The sequence below is a fragment of the Pseudonocardia sp. NPDC049635 genome (assembly GCF_040659795.1).
Taxonomy (GTDB): Bacteria; Actinomycetota; Actinomycetes; order Mycobacteriales; family Pseudonocardiaceae; genus Pseudonocardia.
The window spans coordinates 288,248-304,417 of record NZ_JBFAON010000004.1; the positions used below are offsets into that span (position 1 = coordinate 288,248).

Genomic DNA, 16,170 nt, shown 5'->3' on the forward strand with positions numbered 1-16,170 from the left:
CGGACTCAGTCCGGGGCCGGAGCCTCCGCGCCGTTCCGCTCCGCGGTGCGGGGGTCCAGCGGTACCACGGTGGGGGTGCCGGTCACCGGATCGGGAACGACGAGCGAGCGGAGTCCGAAGACCTCCTCGATCAGCTCGGTGGTGATCACCGCGTCCGGCGGCCCGGTGGTGACCACCCGGCCCTGGTCCATCACGATCAGGTGGTCGGCGTAGCGAGCGGCCTGGTTGAGGTCGTGCAGCACGGCGACGATGGTCCGCCCGTCCTCGTGCAGGCTGCGGAAGAGCTCCATCAGTTCGTACTGGTGGGCGATGTCGAGGAAGGTCGTCGGCTCGTCCAGCAGCATGATCGGGGTGTCCTGGGCGAGCAGCATCGCCACCCACACCCGCTGCCGCTGCCCGCCCGACAGCTCGGCGACGAGCCGGCCGGACAGATCGGTCAGCTTCGTGGCGGCCAGCGCCGCCGCGACGGCGTCCTCGTCGGACGGGCGCCACTGGTGAATCAGGTTCTGGTAGGGCGCCCGGCCACGGGAGACCAGGTCGGCGACCCGGATGCCGTCGGGCGCCGGCGAGCTCTGCGGCAGCAGTCCGAGCAGCCGCGCGGCCTCCTTGGGCGGGTAGCTGTTCACCGCCCTGCCGTCCAGCAGCACCGAGCCTGCGCTCGGCGGAAGGATCCGGGACAGCGCGCGGAGCAGGGTCGACTTGCCACAGCCGTTGGGGCCGATGATCGCGGTGAAGGTCCGGTCCGGGATGTCCACCGTCAGGTTCTCGGCGACCACCCTTCTGCTGTAGCCGATGGTTGCCTCGCGGGCGACCAGCCGCGCGGTCGCGGCCGGTGCCGTCGTGTCGAGGGGCTCTGTGGTCATCGAGGAGGGGTTCTTCCGTGTCGGGTCATGGGAGCGTCCCGTGCTGGCGGCGGGCCTCGTACACAAGGAGCCAGATCAGGTAGACACCACCGAGGCAGACGGTGAGCAGCCCGACCGGGATGGCCCGGTACACCTCGGCGATCAGCAGGGTCAGCAGGTGCGCGGACGCCAGGAGCGCGGCGCCCATGGCGGCGGCGGAGAGCACGCTCACCCCGGGTGAGCGGGTGAGTCGTCGGGCGATCTGCGGGGCCAGCAGCGCGATGAACGCGATCGGCCCGGCCGCGGCGGTCACCAACGCGCTCGTCGACACGCCGACGACCAGCAGGAGGAGTCGCACGGTGCCGACCCGGGTCCCCTGGGTGACCGCGGCGTCGTCCCCGAGCTCCAGCCGGCGCAGCGCCGGAGCCAGCACGATCGTCGCACCCATGATCACCGTCGCGGTCAGCAACGCCGGGAGCATCCCCGACCAGGTCACCCGGGAGAGCGAGCCCGCCTGCCAGAACCCGACGCTCATCGCCTCGTCGATCTGCGCCCGGGTGATCAGGTAGGCGTTGACCGAGTTCAGCATGGCCGAGATCCCGATGCCGACGATGATGAGCCGGAACCCGGAGATGCCCCCGCGGTAGGCCAACAGGTACACCGCGAACGCCGTCAGCAGGCCGCCGGCCAGCGCGGCGCCCGCCACGTTCCAGTAGCTTCCCGCACCGAAGAGCAGGATCGTCAGGACCACCCCGGTGTAGGACCCGGCGTCGAAGCCGATCACGTCCGGCGAGCCCAGCGGGTTGCGGGTCAGGGACTGGAAGATCGCCCCGCCGATCCCCAGCAACGCCCCGAAGACCAGCGCGGCCAGGGCCACCGGCAACCGCCACTCCGTGACGATGATCCGGTGGAAGGCCTCGCCACTGCCGAGCAGGGCGCGCCTCACCTCGTCGAGGCCGAGCCCGTAGTCGCCGAGTCCGAGAGACAGGACGCTGACGACGACCCCGAGGGTGAGCAAGCCCGCCGACACCGCCATCAGCCGGACGCCGATCCGCCCGGAGAACCATCGGGTCCGGACGGTGCGCGTCGGGTAGCCGAAGTCCACCCGGTCCCGCACGGTCGTCACAGTCCGCTCGCCCCCCTCCGGCGCACCAGCGCGATCAGCACCGGCGCCCCGATGACGGCGGTGAGGATGCCGACCTCGATCTCACCCGGCCGGGCGATCACCCGGCCCAGTACGTCGGCGACCAGGACCAGCGCCGGAGCGGCGAGCGCCGAGTAGGCGATGATCCACCGCTGGTCGGGTCCGACGAACCAGCGCACCACGTGCGGCACCATCAGCCCGACGAAGGCGATTCCGCCGGTCAGCGCGGTCGCACCGCCGGCGAGCAGGGTCACGACCACGACGCCCAGCACCCGTGTGCGGCCGACCCGGGTGCCCAGCGACGCCGCCAGGTCGTCACCGAGCGCGATCGAGTTCAACGAACCGGACAGCAGCAGCGCGCCGAGCAGCCCGACCAGCAGGAACGGCGCCACGAGCAGCGTGTCCTCCAGACCGGTGCGGGCGAGCGACCCCAGCCCCCAGTTCCGGATCGCGCGGAAGGTGTCCGCGTCGATCAGCGTGAGGAACGTCGAGAACCCGTTCAGCACGGCACCGAGCGCCACCCCGGCCAGGACCAGGGTGATCGGCGAGGCGGTGCCGCCACCGGCGGAACCGATGACGAACACGGTCACCGTCGTCACCGCGGCGCCGAGGAAGGCGAACCAGACGTACTGGCTGATCCCGTCCAGGCCGAGGAGGCCGGCCCCGAGCGTGGCCGCGAACCCGGCGCCCGCGTTGACCCCCAGGATCCCGGGATCGGCGAGCGGGTTGCGGGTGAGCGCCTGGATGAGCGCCCCGGCGACCCCGAGTGCGGCACCCACCAGGATCGCGACGACGGTGCGCGGCCATCGCTCGGTCCACACGATCAGGGACGCCTCGGATCCGTCGGGCGACCGGAGCGCGGACCACACCTGCATGTACGAGAGCGGGTTCGCCCCGTGCATCAGACTGACCGTGACGGCCACGAGCACGGCGCCGAGAATGCCGACGAGCCCGAGGGCGCGACGACGGTGCAGCGACGACCGGGCGGGAGGCTCCTCCCGCCCGGTCCGCCGCTCGGTCCGGGCCGTCACCGCGGGACGACCGCCCGCGCCCGGCCGGCCACGTTTAGCCCGGGTGTGTGCGACAACGGATCGGCCCCTCAGGTGAGGTCGACCTGGTTGACCCGGTCGGCCAGTACCTCGACGGTCCACGGAAGGCTCGACGCGCTGGCACCGCGGCGAAGCACCCAGGTGATCTCGCTACCCGGGTCGTCGGCGAGGAGTGACACGTACCGGTTCTCGGCGACCGCCGGTAGCGACCGGAACAGCGGGTTCTGCTCCCGTTCGGCACGACCGGCCTCCTCGGTGAAGTAGAACATCACGAGGACGTCGGCATCCAGCGAACCGATCTGCTCGTCGGCGACCTTGCGCTCGGCGACGAAGTTCTCCGCGAGCGGGTTCGGTGCGAAGCCCATCCGGCGGATGACCCCCTCGGCCGTGGACCCGGTCGCGGTCAGGTACTCGATCCCGGTCTCGGCGTAGTCGGTGGCGATGGTGATGGTCCTGCCCGCGAACTGCGGGTTGGCCTGTCCGACGGCGTCGATGGCCTGTTCGGCCTCGGTGACCACCCGATCCGACGCGGCGGAGAGGTCGAGTGCCTCCCCGATCAGTCGCTGGGTGTCCTGCCAGCGGATCTGGTCACCGGGAACCTGCTCGGGGTTCTCGAGCACCGGGGCGATGGTGCTCAACCGCTCGAAGTCGACCTCGTCCTGGATGTAGTTCACCGCGACGATCAGATCGGGGTTCGTCGACGCGATCCCCTCGAAGTTGATCGGGTCACGGCGGGTGGCGGTGTCGGTGAACTCGATCTCGGAGAGCCATGCCTGGTCACGCCACGGCCACTCGCTCTCCTCACCCTGGGCGTAGACCGGCGTCACGCCGAGGACTTCCAGCGCGTCGTAGTTGGGCGAGAACCCGATCACCGCGACGCGCTCGGGCCGCTGCTCCAGCACCGATTCCCCGGCCCACGTGGTGAGTGTGAGCGGGTACTGGGTCGTACCCTCACCGGCCGGGAGCGCGCTCGCGGCCGGATCGCCGCCGCCGGCCTCCTCGGTGTCGTCGGCCGGCGCGCAACCGGTGAGCGCGATCAGTGCGGCCAGCGCGATGGCGGGCACGGCCGACCACCTGCGGCGCCGGAGCGTGGAGAGTGCCATGACGTCCTTTCGGATGCGAGGGGTGCTCGCGGTCGCCTCACGGGTGAGGCGACGCGGCGCTCAGGCTAGGTTAGGCATCGCTGTGCAAGGCGGCATGCAGATTGCGACAGGATACGCGCAGTTTGCGGCAAGATCGGGAGGTGGGCCCGTGCGAGGGCGAAGACTGGGGAGATGTCGGACCCGAGAGCCGTCGATCCAGGGTCTGCCATGACTCCCTGGCGTGTCCATGTGCCGTCGGTCTCCATCGACAGCCGGGTCGAGCGCGATCGGCACGTCCTGTTGTGGCAGGTGCAGGGGCGGTCCGACTTCACGATCGAGGGCCGGCCGCTGTCCCTGCGGGACGGCACGGCGGTCTGGATCCCGGTGGCGACCCGGCACTGCTTCACCACCCGGGTGAACTCGGTGGTGCTGCCGATGTCCTTCGACGCCGCGACGACCGCCACCACGCTGCGCACCCCCACCGTCATCTCTGCCGACCGGGACCTGTGCACCCTGTTCCTGGCCTTCATCCAGGCCACCCACAGCATCATCCGGCCGAGCACGAACATCGCCCGCCAGATCCTCGCCCTGATCGAGGAGTCACCGGTGCTGGTCACCGCGCTGCCGCTGCCGACCACCGAGTCGGCCCTGGTCGTGGCGGAGGCGCTGCGTTTCAACCCCGGCGACGAGAGGGGGGTCGAAGAGCTCGCGGAGTCCGCACACACCTCCGTCCGCACGATCGAGCGGGCGTTCCTCGCGGAGACCGGCATGACCCTGCGGCAGTGGCGGATCAGGAACCGGATGGAGGCGGCCGCGATCCTGCTGCGGTCGCGGACCACCTCCGACGCCGTCGCGCGCCGGGTCGGTTATGCGAACACCAGCGCCTTCCGGCGGGTGTTCAAAGGGCACTTCGGGATGACTCCCGGCCAGTACATCGAGCGGTTCCGGACCGACACCTGACCGGACGCTACGTTGTGTCACGCAACACTGTCGCACCGTGCATCTGTCGGAACCTGGTCACGTGGCCGCAGGCCGGTAGGTCAGCCTGCGCAGCAGGGTCTCGGCCGGGCCCGGCCTTACCCGTCGCTCCAGGACGACTGCGTAGCCGACGGTGAGCAGCCAGACTCCGACGGCGAACGCGGCCGTTGCGGCGCTGTGCATGTCCGCGCCGAGGCCGAGGCCCCATGCGGCCAGCAGTGGAGCGCAGAGCACCGACTGGGCGAGGTAGCAGGTCATCGACCGCTTCCCGACGGCCGCGACGGCGCCGGCGACCGGCCCGGCGGGGCCGGCCGGTCGCCGGGTTAGCCGGTCGCCGATCAGCCCGAAGGCCGCGACGTAGCCGAGTCCGCAGGCCAGCCCGGTCACCATCTGCGGCAGGGAGAACGAGGTCAGCACCGGCGTGAGCGCGTCGAGCACGCCGATCTGGGTCAGTGCGTGCGGGAGGCCACCCAGCCAGCCGATCGCGATCCCCGTCGTCGCTGTGATCCACAGAAGGCGCCGATGCTCCCACGGCCGTTCCAGGACGCCGCGGCGGGCAGCCCAGAACCCGAGCAGGATCGACACCGGCACGACCATCCCGACGAGGCCCTGGATCACCAGCACCTGGATCGGCCACATCGTCATCCGGGCCAGGGCGGACGCCAGGTAGTCAGGGTCGGCCACGCTGGCGGTCGCCAGCGCGGTGACCGTGCTTCCGACATCGTTCGACACCCCCTGCCCGGCCAGTACGGCCAGTGCCTCCAGGGTCGTCAGCACGGTCAGCACGAGGAGCAGACCGGTCCCGATCCCGGCCCAGACCAGCAGGGCCCGGTCGGATCGGCGCAGGAACAACCACCCGAGGACGAGCCCGCACACCCCGTAGGCACCCAGCACGTCACCGCCCCACAGCAGGAGGGCGTGCACGGCACCGAATGCGACCAACCAGAGGTTGCGACGGCGCAGCAACCGCATCGCATCGGGTTCGGACAGTCCGTTGCGCAGCTGCCTGCGCAGGATCATCACGAGTCCGTAACCGAAGAGGAAGGCGAACATCGGGTACACCCGCAGGTCCACCGCGGTGATCAGCACGGCCTGCACGATCCGATCACTGACCGATCCGCCCGCCGGGTGCGCAGCGGCGCCGGTGTGCTCACCCGCGTAGAGGTAGTACGGGGTGTTCGCGAGGACGATCAGGAGCAGCATGAACCCCCGCGCCAGATCCGGTGCGGGCAGCCGTCGCCCGGCGCCGGGCGGCCCGGGTGCGTCCCTGATGTCCGACGTGCCTGAAGCCATGGTTTCCCCCCTGGTCGTGGTGTATCGCTGCTACGGCTGTGGTGTCGCGACGACGGCACGCTCGAAGAGGTCCCCCAGCTCCTCGGCGTGCCGCTCGATGTCGTGCTCGGGATGGGAGTCGGTGTAGGCGACCATCGCGTCGATGGCGGCCTGGACTGTCACCGCCATCACGCGGGTGTCGAAGGTGCGCAGCTCGCCGGACTCCTGTCCGGCGCGGAAGACGTCCTCGAGGCTGCGGTAGTACGGCTCGTTGACGGCGTCGCCGTAGCGGAGCCGGCCGTTCTCGTCGCGCAGGTTGTCGAAGATGACGCTGAGGGCGACCATCTGCGCCGGGTGGGTCCGCATGTAGGCGGCGACCGCGCGGATGCGTGCCCGCAGTCTGCCGACCGCGGTCGACTCGGCGCTCACGTGCGGCACGACGAACTCGATGATCTGCTGGTAGAGGTGGTCGACGACCTGCTCGACCAGGTTGTCCCGCCCGGCGAAGTGGTAGGCGATCACGCCCTTGCTGATGCCCGCGCGCTCGGCGATCCGGGCCAGCGAGGTCTGGGCGTAGCCGAACTCGGCGAACGTCGCGACGGCGCTGTCGATGATCTGTGCGCGCCGGACCTCCTCGATCGCCGACCGCCGCTTCTGACCGCTCGGACTTTTTTCTGACCGCATGGATTAGAAGTAGCACGGGTGGTCAGAATCATGCAATCGTGGGGTGGCGGCGACGAGGAGGGCCGGATGGGCAGTGGTGAGACCTGGACGACCGCCGTAGTGACGGAGCCGTCGGTGCTCGTCCGGAACGGAGGCTTGTTCGATCGCCCTGTGACCCTGCAGGGGGCCGGCGACTTCCTGCGCCGGCAGGGGCACGTGCTGGTTCTGGCGACGGTCCCGGACGGGACCGGCATCGGCTTCGTCTCCGGTGTCGTGATGCGGCACCCGGACAAGGCTCCCGAGATGTTCGTGTACGAACTCGCCGTCGATGAAGCGTGGCGGCGCCGCGGAGTGGCGGGCACGTTGCTGCGTGCACTGCGCGACGACGCTCTCCGGCGGGGGTGTGACGGCATGTGGACGGGGGCCGGGCGCGACAACGCCGCCGCACTGGCGACCTACCGCTCGCTGGGGGCCGCGGTCGACGACGGTTCGGTGTTCGTCACATGGGACGATCTCGCCCAGCGGGGCTGAACCGGGCCGGTCCCGAAACGGGCGCCGGCGCGCGTCGTCTCCAGGAGTGGTCCCGGGAGGCGCTACGGCGCTCCGCCCTCGCAGGAATGCTGCTGGCCGCATCACCACGGCCCGTCCGGCGGTCGTGAGCCGGGGGATCGGCAGCACTGCGACGGACCGGGACGGAATGGGGATGATCGGTTACCGCGCCGAGTGACCCGGCGTGACGGTGTCCGGTTCGCCTGTCCGTCCCGTTCGAGGTAACCGTCCCTTTCTGTTCGCCCCTCGGTCACCACGATGCAGACGCCTCGGCACGAGCGGGGGACAACCTCCTTTCGTCCTCGCCTGCGTGCACCCGGCACGCGGCGGACCCAAGGAGAACTCATGACGTCGTATCGTCGCCGTGCAGCGGCCGCCCTGATCGGCGCCGCGGTGCTGGCACTGGCCGCGTGCGGGCAGAGTGCCGCCGACAACTCCGACCCGGCCGAGCCGGCCGGTGGGGCGGCGGCCGGCGGAGCCGGTGAGACGCTGGTGTTCGCGGCCGTGCCGTCGGAGGAGTCGACCAGCCTCCAGCAGGGCTTCGAGTCGATCATTGCGATGCTGGAGGAGGAGACCGGCGCGACCATCGAGTTCCAGAACGCCACCGACTACGCGGCCGTGGTGGAGGGCATGCGCGCCGGGCAGATCGACATGGCGATGTACGGGCCCTTCACCTACGTGCTGGCCAAGGAGCAGGACCCGGGCATCACCCCGGCCGCCGCGGTGATCGACTCCGAGGGTGCCGAGCCCGGTTACGAGTCCTACGGCGTCACCCGGCCGGACACCGGCATCACCGACATCGCCGGGTTCGCCGGCCGCACGGTGTGCTTCGTCGACCCGAACTCCACCTCCGGCTACCTGTACCCGACCGCCGGCCTGATGGAGGCCGGGGTCGACGTGGAGAACGGCATCACCCCGATCTTCGCCGGTGGTCACGACGCCAGCGCCCTGGCCGTGGTCAGCGGCCAGTGCGACGCCGGGTTCGCCTACGACGCGATCATCGACACCCAGCTGATCGAGTCCGGGCAGCTCCAGCCGGGCCAGCTGGAGACGGTGTGGGTGTCGGAGACCATCGCCGGTTCGCCGATCGCGCTCGCCTCCGGTCTGTCCCCCGAGCTGCGCGAGCAGATCTCGACCGCGCTGATCGAGCGGGGCAACGTCGATCGGCTGGTCGCCGACGGCTTCTGCGACACGGCCGACTCCTGCTCGGTCGGCGAGGTGGACAGCTGGGGTTACACCGAGGTGGACGACTCGTTCTACGACGGTGTCCGGCGGGTCTGCGATGTGACCCAGGCCGAGTCCTGCACCAGCCTCGGCTGAGCGGCGAGATCACGATGACCACGGAGAGGACCGGCGCCCCGGTGCTGGAGCTCAGCGGTGTCGACAAGTCGTTCACCCCGCAGGTGCGCGCCCTGCAGGACGTGTCGCTGACCGTGCGGGAAGGCGAGTACGTGGTGCTGCTCGGGTTGTCCGGATCCGGCAAGTCGACACTGTTGCGCCACGTCAACGGCCTGCACCGGCCGACCCGCGGCACGGTGCGGGTGCTGGGCACCGACGTGGCGACGGCGGGTGTCGCGGAGCTGCGCCGGTTGCGGACCCGGATCGGGTTCGTGTTCCAGCAGTTCCACCTGGTGGGGAGCCTCTCGGTGCTGGAGAACGTCTGCACCGGGGCGCTGGGCGGCATGCGGTGGCCCAGGATCGGCCTGCCGACCTACCCCCGGTCGGTCCGGCGGGCCGCGCTGGAGCAGCTCGACCGGGTCGGCCTGGCCGACCAGCGTTTCCAGCGTGCCGACACGCTCTCCGGTGGTCAGCAGCAGCGGGTCGCCGTGGCGCGGGCGCTGCTGCAGCGCCCGCGCATCCTGCTCGCCGACGAGCCGGTGGCCTCGCTCGACCCGGAGTCCTCGGCGCAGATCATGCAGCTGATCGCCGACGTCAGCCGGGAGGACGGGCTCACCGTGCTGTGCAGCCTGCACCAGGTCGACGTCGCACTCACCTTCGGTGAACGGATCGTCGGCCTGCGCTCGGGGCAGGTCGTGCTGGACCGGCCGGTCGCCGGGATGGACCGCTCCGAGGCGATGGCCATCTACGGCCGGATGGTCGAACCGGCGGCGGCGCTGCAGTGACCGCGGCCCGGACGCACCCCGAACCGGTGCGCACGCTGCCGCGGCCCACCGGCTCGGGCACCGCCGTGGTGCTGGTCCTGCTGGGTCTGTTCGCGGCGAGCCTGTGGGCCGTCGTCGACCTGCGGATCAACGTCGCGACCCTGGTGGACAGCGTCGGCAACGCCGCCGACTTCCTGTCCCGGACGCTGCCGCTGGACTTCCCGCCGCTGATCGAGGTGCTGGCCCTGACCGGCCAGACACTCGCGATCGTCGTCTGCGCGACGTTGCTGGCGGTGCTGGTCAGCCTGCCGGTGGCGGTGCTGGCCGCGGCCAACACCAGCCCCGGCCCGGTGTCGCGCTACGGCGCCCGCGGGCTGATCGTGGTGGCCAGGGCCGTCCCGGACATCGTGCTGGCGATCGTGTTCTTCCGGCTGTTCGGCCTCGGCGGGCTGGCCGGGGTGCTCGCGATGGGGCTGCACTCGGTCGGCATGGTCGGCAAGCTCTACGCCGACGCGATCGAGCAGATCGACGAGGGCCCGCGGACCGCCGTGCGCTCCACCGGGGCCCGGCGGCTGCAGGAGCTCGTCTCCGGGGTGCTGCCGCAGGTGCTCCCGGCCCTGGTCGCCACCGCGCTGCACCGGTTCGACATCAACCTGCGGATCTCGGTGCTGCTCGGCTTCGTCGGTGTCGGCGGTCTCGGGTTCGAGATCGCCGGTGCGCTGCGCAGGCTGGACTACCAGCGGGGCATCGCGCTCGCCCTGGTCGTGCTGCTGCTGTGCATCGCGGCTGAGCTGCTCTCCGGCGTGATCCGCCGGGCGCTGCTCGGCGCCGACCGGGACGGCACCCGGCCGGTGGGTCCGCTGACCCGCCGGATCCGGGGGATCCGGGCCGAGCTGGCGGCCGGGCCGGGACGTGCACCGGGCACCGGGCCGCGAGCGCTCGCACCGGACGTCGTCACGCCGCCGTGGACGGCGCGGCGGATGCGCGGCGCCGGCTACGCGGTGCTGACCGGGCTGATCGTGGTGGCGTCCCTCTGGGGCGCCGACCTCTCACCCTGGCACGTGCTGGCGGGCCTGCCGGGAGCGATCACCACCATCGGGCTGTTCTGGCCACCCGACACCGGCGGCATCCTGGACACCCTGTTGGCCGAACTGCTGGTCACCGTGCAGATCGCGCTGGCCGCGACGCTGCTCGGGGCGGCGCTGGCGCTGCCGATCGGGTGTCTCGCCGCCCGCAACGTCGCACCCGCCCCGTGGGTGGCGAGCGCGGCCCGCTTCGTCGTCGTGCTGGTGCGCGGACTGCCGGAGCTGGTGCTCGCGATCGTGTTCGTGGTGATCACCGGGCTCGGACCGGTGGCCGGCACGCTCGCGCTCGCGATCGGTTCGGTGGGGCTGCTCGGCAAGCTCGTCGCGGACTCGCTGGAGGAGACCGACGAGCGGGTGCAGCAGGCGGTGTACTCGGCGGGGGCGGGCCGGGCACAGGTGTTCGTGGCCGTCACGCTGCCGCAGGCGGCGCCCGCGTTCGTCGGGCACGTGCTCTACCAGCTCGACGTCAACCTGCGGTCGGCCACGCTGCTCGGCGTCGTCGGTGCCGGCGGCATCGGGTTCTACCTGCTCAATGCCTCCCGGGTGATGGAGTTCGGGGTGGTGACCACCGTGATGTTGATGATCTTCGCGGTGGTGATGGCGGTGGAGCTGCTCGCCCTGTGGCTCCGTCGCCGGGTGGCCTGAGCCGGGACCGGACAACACGCGCGGTCGTTCACCGTCGTTTCCCTGCGGGTTACCTCCCGTGCCGTCACCCGGACGGCGCGGGAGGGCACCGTCACAGGGGTGACGGAGGGCAAGTACCTGAAGATCGCGGACGAGCTGGCGGACGAGCTCGCCCGCTCCGCGCCGGGCACCCGGGTGGCGGGGGAGTACGCGATCGGACGCCGCTTCGCGGTCGGCCGGGCGGCGGCCCGGGCCGCCCTGCAGGAGCTGGAGCGCCGGCTGGTCGTGCGCCGGGTCCAGGGCGTCGGGACCTTCGTCAACCGCAGGCTGGACTACACGATCTCGCGGGACCGCCGCCCCTCGTGGCACGAGACCGTCACCGCGGCCGGCGGGGCCCCGCGCTCGGTGATCCGCGAGATCGACGTGCATCCGCTGCCCGAGCAGTTCGCGGCGCTGCTGCGCAGACCGGTCGGAACCCCCTGCCACCACCTCGTCCGGCACTCCTACGCCGACGACCTGCTCGCCGCCGTCGGGCACGAGTGGGTGCCGACCGACGTGGTCACCGACCTCGAACCGGCGATGCGCGCCGGCGAGTCGCTGGACCTGGTGCTGCGCCAGATCGCCCCGGCCGACCCGGAACGGGTGTGGTGCCGGGTGAGCCTGGACGTCGCGCCCGCCGAGGTCTGCGCCGGTCTGCTGGTCGACCGCAGCCGCCCGGTGTGGCTGGTGGAGAGCCTGAGCCGGGACCGCACGAGCGGGCGGCCACTGATGTGCAGCACGTCGTGGATGCGCGCCGACGCCGTCCGCGTGGTGGTCGAGATGGGCTCGACCGCCGACGACAGCAGGAAGGGAGACGATGGTGCGCACTCGTGAGGAGCGGGCGGGCCTGCTGGCCCTGGCCACCCGCGCGGAGCTCGTCGGGTTGGCCGACGCCTGCCTGGCCGAGTCGGAGCCGCCCCGGCTGCTGCGCGGCCCGGAGGTCGGCTGCGTGTCGACCGAGGTGATCGAACCGATCGCCGGTGACCGGTTCCTGCTCGGCGACGTGCTCGCCTGCCGGGCCGAGGTCGAGCTCGGCGGGTCGCGGGGCTGGGCGATGCGCCTGGGCGACGACCGCACCGCCGTGCTCGCCGCCGCCGTCTGCGACGCCGCCGCCGAGTCGGCGACCGCGAGTGCCGGCGCCGTCGACGCGCTGTGCGATCGGGTCGCGGCGCGAGAGGCCGCCGCGGAGACGGCCGAGTGGGCCCGCCTGGCCCCGACCGTCGTCGAGTTCGAGGAGCTGCCATGACCGCGCTTGCCCCGTTGCGCCCGGAGCGCACCCAGCAGATCTTCCGGGTGGTGTTCGAGGCGCTCGCCCGGCCCGGCACGGTGCAGCGGCTGCCCGCTGCGGACGCGCCGCCCGGTGTCGCACCCGCACTGCTGCCGGTGCTGGCGCTGGCCGACCTGGACACCCCGGTCGCGGTACTGCACGACGCAGACGACGGCTGGCGCGACGCGATCGGCACCGCCACCGGTGCACCGGCGGCCGAACTGTCCGACGCCCGGCTGGTCGCCGCCCTGCGGCCGCTCGCCGCGGACGAGCCCGGCCGGTTCGCTACCGGCTCGGCCGCCGCGCCGGAGGCCGCGGCGCTGATCAGCCTGTCGGTCCCGGCACTGCGCGGCGGACCGGACCGGACGCTGCGCGGCCCCGGCGTCCCGGGGACCCGCACCATCGCCCCGCTCGGGACCGTCGCGCAGCTGTGGTCGGCGCGCCGGGCCACCGCGTTTCCGGCGGGGTTCGACCTGCTGCTCGTCGACCCGGCCGGACAGGTCGTCGGAATCCCGCGCAGCACCCGGATCGAGGAGGACTGATGGGGTACTCGGGAGCACGTGGCGGACTGGCGGCGATCCTCGCCGCCGAGGAACTGGTCCGCACCGAACGGGACCACGCACCGGATCCGCCGGTGTCCACCGGGCAGATCACCGGCCGGTTCCGGCTGGCGGTGGACCGGGTCCAGGGAGAGGCGGGCCTCTACCACGAGGAAACCTCGGCCGATGCGTTCCGGCAGGCGGAGGGGGACACCCTGGAGGCGGCGCACCTGGTCCGGGCCCACCGGTCGACGCTGCCGCAGCTCGCCAGGAGCCTGCCCGTCGACCCGGACGACATGGTGGTGGCACGCCGCATCGTGCCCGCGCACCGCACGCCCGACGGCCCCCAGCTGCTCGGGCGGACCACCGACTACACGGGACGGATGCTGCAGCGCGACGCCGACCCGGGGCCGCCGCCACCGGATCCGGCACCGGCCGCGGCACGGACGGACGCCCAGCGCCACCCGGGTCGCTTCTCGGCGTTCCTGCGCTCGGCCGACCTGCTCGTCGAACATCCCCGCGACGAGTCCGAACCGTTCGACGTCACCCGCCGCCCGGCCCGCCCACCGGCGCCCCGGTCCGCGGTGCTGGCGTCGATGGCCCGCGCCGAGACCGGTGCGCTGGTCGGGCTCTGGTACCGCTCGATCCTCGGCCCGGACGGTGACATCCACGAGGTCACCCTGGGCGAGGTGCGGCACGGCAGGCTCCCGTTGCAGGTGACGCACCCGCACACCGGACGTCCGGTCCGGATCGGGTGGTTCCGGGCCAGCGAGGCCGAGGCGATCGAGGACCTCGACGGTGCCGACGAGGACCGCAGCCGGTTCGACGTCGGTTACGGCCTGGTGTTCGGCCACAACGAGCGCAAGGCGATCGCGATGGCCAACCTCGACGTCGCCTGCCGCCGGTTCGGCCGCTCCGGGCCGCTGGAGCAGCTGCTGCTGATGACCACCGACGGCCTCGACTCGGCCGGGTTCCTGGAGCACCTCAAGCTCCCGCACTACGTCACGTTCCGCTCGATGGTCGAGCGCAAACGGGCGGTGCGGGCGTCCGGCCCGGCCGCCCGCACCACCGAGCCAGCCGGGAGGGACTGCCGATGACCACCACCACCGTCGCGACCGGTGTCGCCGATCTCGTCGCCGCCGCCGGCCCGGTCCCGGCCGACATCCTCGACGAGGGTGCGCGGCGGGAGATCCGGCGGGCCGTGCTGAGCGCGATCTGCGTACCCGGCTACCAGGTGCCCTTCGGGTCCCGGGAGATGCCGGTGGCCCGCGGCTGGGGCTCGGGCGGCCTGCAGGTGACCCTGGCCGTGATCGGGGCCGACGACACCGTCAAGGTGATCGACCAGGGCGACGACGCCGGGGTCAACGCCACCAACCTGCGACGGCTCATCGTGGACAGCACCGGCTGCGCCGACACCGACGACACCCGGGAGTCCACGGTGGTGCAGAGCCGCCACCGGGTCCCCGAGGAGCCGATGGTCGAGGGGCAGACCCTGGTGCTGCAGGTCCCGGTGCCCGAGCCGTTGCGCGGCGTACAGCGCTCGGTCGCCGAGTGCGCCCGGATGCACGCCGAGGGCGACTACGCCGCGATGTGGGTCAGCCTGTACGAGGACGTGGTCCGCAACGGCGTGATCACCGCCTCCACCGGCTACCCGGTGCTGGTCGGGGGGCGTTACGTCGCCGCCACCACCCCGATCCCGCGCTGGGACGTGCCGCGGCTGCACCACAGCGCGTACCCGGTGCTGTTCGGCGCGGGCCGGGAGAAGCGGATCTACGCGATCCCACCGGACACCGACGTCGAGCCGCTCACCTTCGACGACATCCCGTTCGAGGTCGAGGGCGACCCGGCCGAGCGTTGCGCACGGTGCGGGTCCGACGACACGTTCCTGGTCGAGGCCGGGACGGACCGGTTCGCCTGCAGCGACATCGAATGGTGCTCGCGGGTCCTCGACGGCGACGTCGACGCCGCCGCGCACCGGGCCGTCGCTCCGCTGCACCTGCTGCCCGACCCGCGCCGGCGGGCCCGTGCCGTGACCGCCACGACCACGACCACCCGGGGGCCGGCAGCGGAGCCGGCACCGCGGGCCGACCCGGTGGGGGCGGGCTGGGCGCTGTGCGCCGACGGGATCGGCAAGGTGCACGGCCCCGGCGGGGCCGCGGCGGTACCCGGGACCGGGCCCGATCACGGGACCGCCGTGAGCCCGGTGACCGGGGCGGTCGTCGCGGCCTGGGACGTGGGGTTCGACGTCGCGCCCGGCGAGGCGATCGGCCTGATCGGCGAGTCCGGTTCCGGCAAGTCGACGGTGCTGCGCTGCATCGTGGGTGACGAGCAGGCCACCGCGGGGAGACTGCTGCTCAGCGACGTCGACGGGGGCCGCACCGACGTGCTGACCCTCGACGGCCCCGCGCGACGCAGGCTGCGGATCGCCACCCTGGGCATCGTCCACCAGGACCCGGCGGCCGGGTTGGCGATGGACGTCTCCGCGGGCGGCAACGTCGCCGAGCGGCTGACCGCGGCCGGTTGGCGCAGCTACGGCGCGATCCGGGCCCGGGCGGCGGAGCTGCTGGACCGGGTCGAGGTGCCACTGTCCCGGATGGACGACCCGGTCCGCACCTTCTCCGGCGGGATGCGCCAGCGGGTGCAGATCGCGGCGGCCCTGGCCAACGATCCGGCGGTGCTGCTGCTGGACGAACCCACCACCGGCCTGGACGCCTCGGTGGCGGCAGGCGTGCTCGACCTGCTGCGCGGCCTGCTGGCCGAGCGGGACGTCGCCGCGGTGGTGGTCAGCCACGACTTCGGCGTGGTCGAGACGCTCACCGACCGGACCGTGGTCATGCAACTCGGCCGGGTCGTCGAGCGCGGCCTCACCGACCAGCTGTTCGGCGACCCGCACCATCCCTACACCCAGCGGCTCGTCGCCGCGGCCCGGAGGTGA

At 72.4% G+C, this 16,170-nt stretch carries 16 protein-coding genes; 10 read left to right on the forward strand and 6 right to left on the reverse strand.

Annotated elements, in window-relative coordinates:
- Positions 1-5 precede the first annotated feature (5 nt).
- From AB0J24_RS07930 to AB0J24_RS07945, 4 genes are all read right to left on the reverse strand, one after another.
- Positions 6-863, reverse strand: a complete 858-nt coding sequence (locus AB0J24_RS07930) for an ABC transporter ATP-binding protein (protein WP_358677166.1) — start codon at positions 861-863, stop codon at positions 6-8.
- Positions 864-888: 25 nt separating this feature from the next.
- Entirely contained in the window at positions 889-1,968 is a 1,080-nt protein-coding gene (locus AB0J24_RS07935; RefSeq protein ID WP_358677169.1) for an iron chelate uptake ABC transporter family permease subunit, read from the reverse strand.
- On the reverse strand, positions 1,965-3,017 hold the full coding sequence (locus AB0J24_RS07940; protein ID WP_358677172.1) for an iron chelate uptake ABC transporter family permease subunit: 1,053 nt from the start codon (positions 3,015-3,017) through the stop codon (positions 1,965-1,967). Before AB0J24_RS07940 ends, AB0J24_RS07935 begins: the two co-directional genes overlap by 4 nt.
- A 68-nt stretch (positions 3,018-3,085) precedes the next feature.
- Positions 3,086-4,138, reverse strand: a complete 1,053-nt coding sequence (locus AB0J24_RS07945) for an ABC transporter substrate-binding protein (RefSeq protein ID WP_358677175.1) — start codon at positions 4,136-4,138, stop codon at positions 3,086-3,088.
- 207 nt (positions 4,139-4,345) lie between these two features.
- Here AB0J24_RS07945 and AB0J24_RS07950 point away from each other — a divergent pair, with 207 nt between their 5' ends.
- Positions 4,346-5,077: an AraC family transcriptional regulator gene (locus tag AB0J24_RS07950; protein ID WP_358677178.1), complete on the forward strand. Its 732-nt coding sequence runs from the start codon at positions 4,346-4,348 to the stop codon at positions 5,075-5,077.
- Between the two features lie 57 nt (positions 5,078-5,134).
- Here AB0J24_RS07950 and AB0J24_RS07955 read toward each other — a convergent pair whose 3' ends face one another.
- On the reverse strand, positions 5,135-6,388 hold the full coding sequence (locus AB0J24_RS07955) for a DUF418 domain-containing protein (RefSeq protein WP_358677180.1): 1,254 nt from the start codon (positions 6,386-6,388) through the stop codon (positions 5,135-5,137).
- Positions 6,389-6,418: 30 nt separating this feature from the next.
- A complete protein-coding gene (locus tag AB0J24_RS07960) occupies positions 6,419-7,051 on the reverse strand; it encodes a TetR/AcrR family transcriptional regulator (RefSeq protein WP_358677183.1) in 633 nt (210 codons plus the stop codon).
- A 150-nt stretch (positions 7,052-7,201) separates the two neighbouring features.
- On the opposite strand from AB0J24_RS07960, the gene AB0J24_RS07965 reads away from it, so the two are divergent.
- The 9 genes from AB0J24_RS07965 to AB0J24_RS08005 all read left to right on the forward strand — a co-directional run bounded on the left by AB0J24_RS07965 (position 7,202) and on the right by AB0J24_RS08005 (position 16,170).
- Positions 7,202-7,561 (forward strand): GNAT family N-acetyltransferase, encoded by a 360-nt coding sequence (locus AB0J24_RS07965; protein ID WP_358677186.1) that lies wholly within the window; start codon positions 7,202-7,204, stop codon positions 7,559-7,561.
- Positions 7,562-7,924: 363 nt separating this feature from the next.
- Complete coding sequence (locus AB0J24_RS07970) at positions 7,925-8,899, forward strand: phosphate/phosphite/phosphonate ABC transporter substrate-binding protein (protein ID WP_358677189.1); 975 nt, start codon at positions 7,925-7,927, stop codon at positions 8,897-8,899.
- 14 nt (positions 8,900-8,913) lie between these two features.
- The gene (gene phnC / locus AB0J24_RS07975; protein WP_358677192.1) at positions 8,914-9,702 is read left to right on the forward strand and encodes a phosphonate ABC transporter ATP-binding protein; all 789 of its coding nucleotides are present in this window, start codon (positions 8,914-8,916) and stop codon (positions 9,700-9,702) included.
- A 26-nt stretch (positions 9,703-9,728) separates the two neighbouring features.
- A complete protein-coding gene (gene phnE / locus AB0J24_RS07980; protein ID WP_358677194.1) occupies positions 9,729-11,411 on the forward strand; it encodes a phosphonate ABC transporter, permease protein PhnE in 1,683 nt (560 codons plus the stop codon).
- Between the two features lie 99 nt (positions 11,412-11,510).
- A complete protein-coding gene (locus AB0J24_RS07985) occupies positions 11,511-12,263 on the forward strand; it encodes a GntR family transcriptional regulator (protein ID WP_358677197.1) in 753 nt (250 codons plus the stop codon).
- Positions 12,247-12,675 carry a phosphonate C-P lyase system protein PhnG gene (locus AB0J24_RS07990; protein WP_358677200.1) on the forward strand — a complete coding sequence of 143 codons (429 nt, stop codon included), beginning with the start codon at positions 12,247-12,249 and terminating at the stop codon, positions 12,673-12,675. Before AB0J24_RS07985 ends, AB0J24_RS07990 begins: the two co-directional genes overlap by 17 nt.
- Positions 12,672-13,238 carry a phosphonate C-P lyase system protein PhnH gene (gene phnH / locus AB0J24_RS07995; RefSeq protein WP_358677203.1) on the forward strand — a complete coding sequence of 189 codons (567 nt, stop codon included), beginning with the start codon at positions 12,672-12,674 and terminating at the stop codon, positions 13,236-13,238. The genes AB0J24_RS07990 and phnH overlap by 4 nt, the downstream gene beginning before the upstream one ends.
- A complete protein-coding gene (locus tag AB0J24_RS08000) occupies positions 13,238-14,332 on the forward strand; it encodes a carbon-phosphorus lyase complex subunit PhnI (protein WP_358677206.1) in 1,095 nt (364 codons plus the stop codon). The genes phnH and AB0J24_RS08000 overlap by 1 nt, the downstream gene beginning before the upstream one ends.
- Entirely contained in the window at positions 14,329-16,170 is a 1,842-nt protein-coding gene (locus tag AB0J24_RS08005; RefSeq protein ID WP_358677208.1) for an alpha-D-ribose 1-methylphosphonate 5-phosphate C-P-lyase PhnJ, read from the forward strand. Before AB0J24_RS08000 ends, AB0J24_RS08005 begins: the two co-directional genes overlap by 4 nt.

Bases quoted from the DNA above. Each gene is read 5' to 3' on its own strand.
- AB0J24_RS07955 (WP_358677180.1), bottom strand. From the start codon at position 6,388: ATGGCTTCAGGCACGTCGGACATCAGGGACGCACCCGGGCCGCCCGGC.
- AB0J24_RS08000 (WP_358677206.1), top strand. From the start codon at position 13,238: ATGGGGTACTCGGGAGCACGTGGCGGACTGGCGGCGATCCTCGCCGCC.
- AB0J24_RS08005 (WP_358677208.1), top strand. From the start codon at position 14,329: ATGACCACCACCACCGTCGCGACCGGTGTCGCCGATCTCGTCGCCGCC.
- AB0J24_RS07960 (WP_358677183.1), bottom strand. From the start codon at position 7,051: ATGCGGTCAGAAAAAAGTCCGAGCGGTCAGAAGCGGCGGTCGGCGATC.
- AB0J24_RS07930 (WP_358677166.1), bottom strand. From the start codon at position 863: ATGACCACAGAGCCCCTCGACACGACGGCACCGGCCGCGACCGCGCGG.
- phnC (WP_358677192.1), top strand. From the start codon at position 8,914: ATGACCACGGAGAGGACCGGCGCCCCGGTGCTGGAGCTCAGCGGTGTC.
- AB0J24_RS07970 (WP_358677189.1), top strand. From the start codon at position 7,925: ATGACGTCGTATCGTCGCCGTGCAGCGGCCGCCCTGATCGGCGCCGCG.
- AB0J24_RS07950 (WP_358677178.1), top strand. From the start codon at position 4,346: ATGACTCCCTGGCGTGTCCATGTGCCGTCGGTCTCCATCGACAGCCGG.
- AB0J24_RS07945 (WP_358677175.1), bottom strand. From the start codon at position 4,138: ATGGCACTCTCCACGCTCCGGCGCCGCAGGTGGTCGGCCGTGCCCGCC.
- AB0J24_RS07990 (WP_358677200.1), top strand. From the start codon at position 12,247: ATGGTGCGCACTCGTGAGGAGCGGGCGGGCCTGCTGGCCCTGGCCACC.
- phnH (WP_358677203.1), top strand. From the start codon at position 12,672: ATGACCGCGCTTGCCCCGTTGCGCCCGGAGCGCACCCAGCAGATCTTC.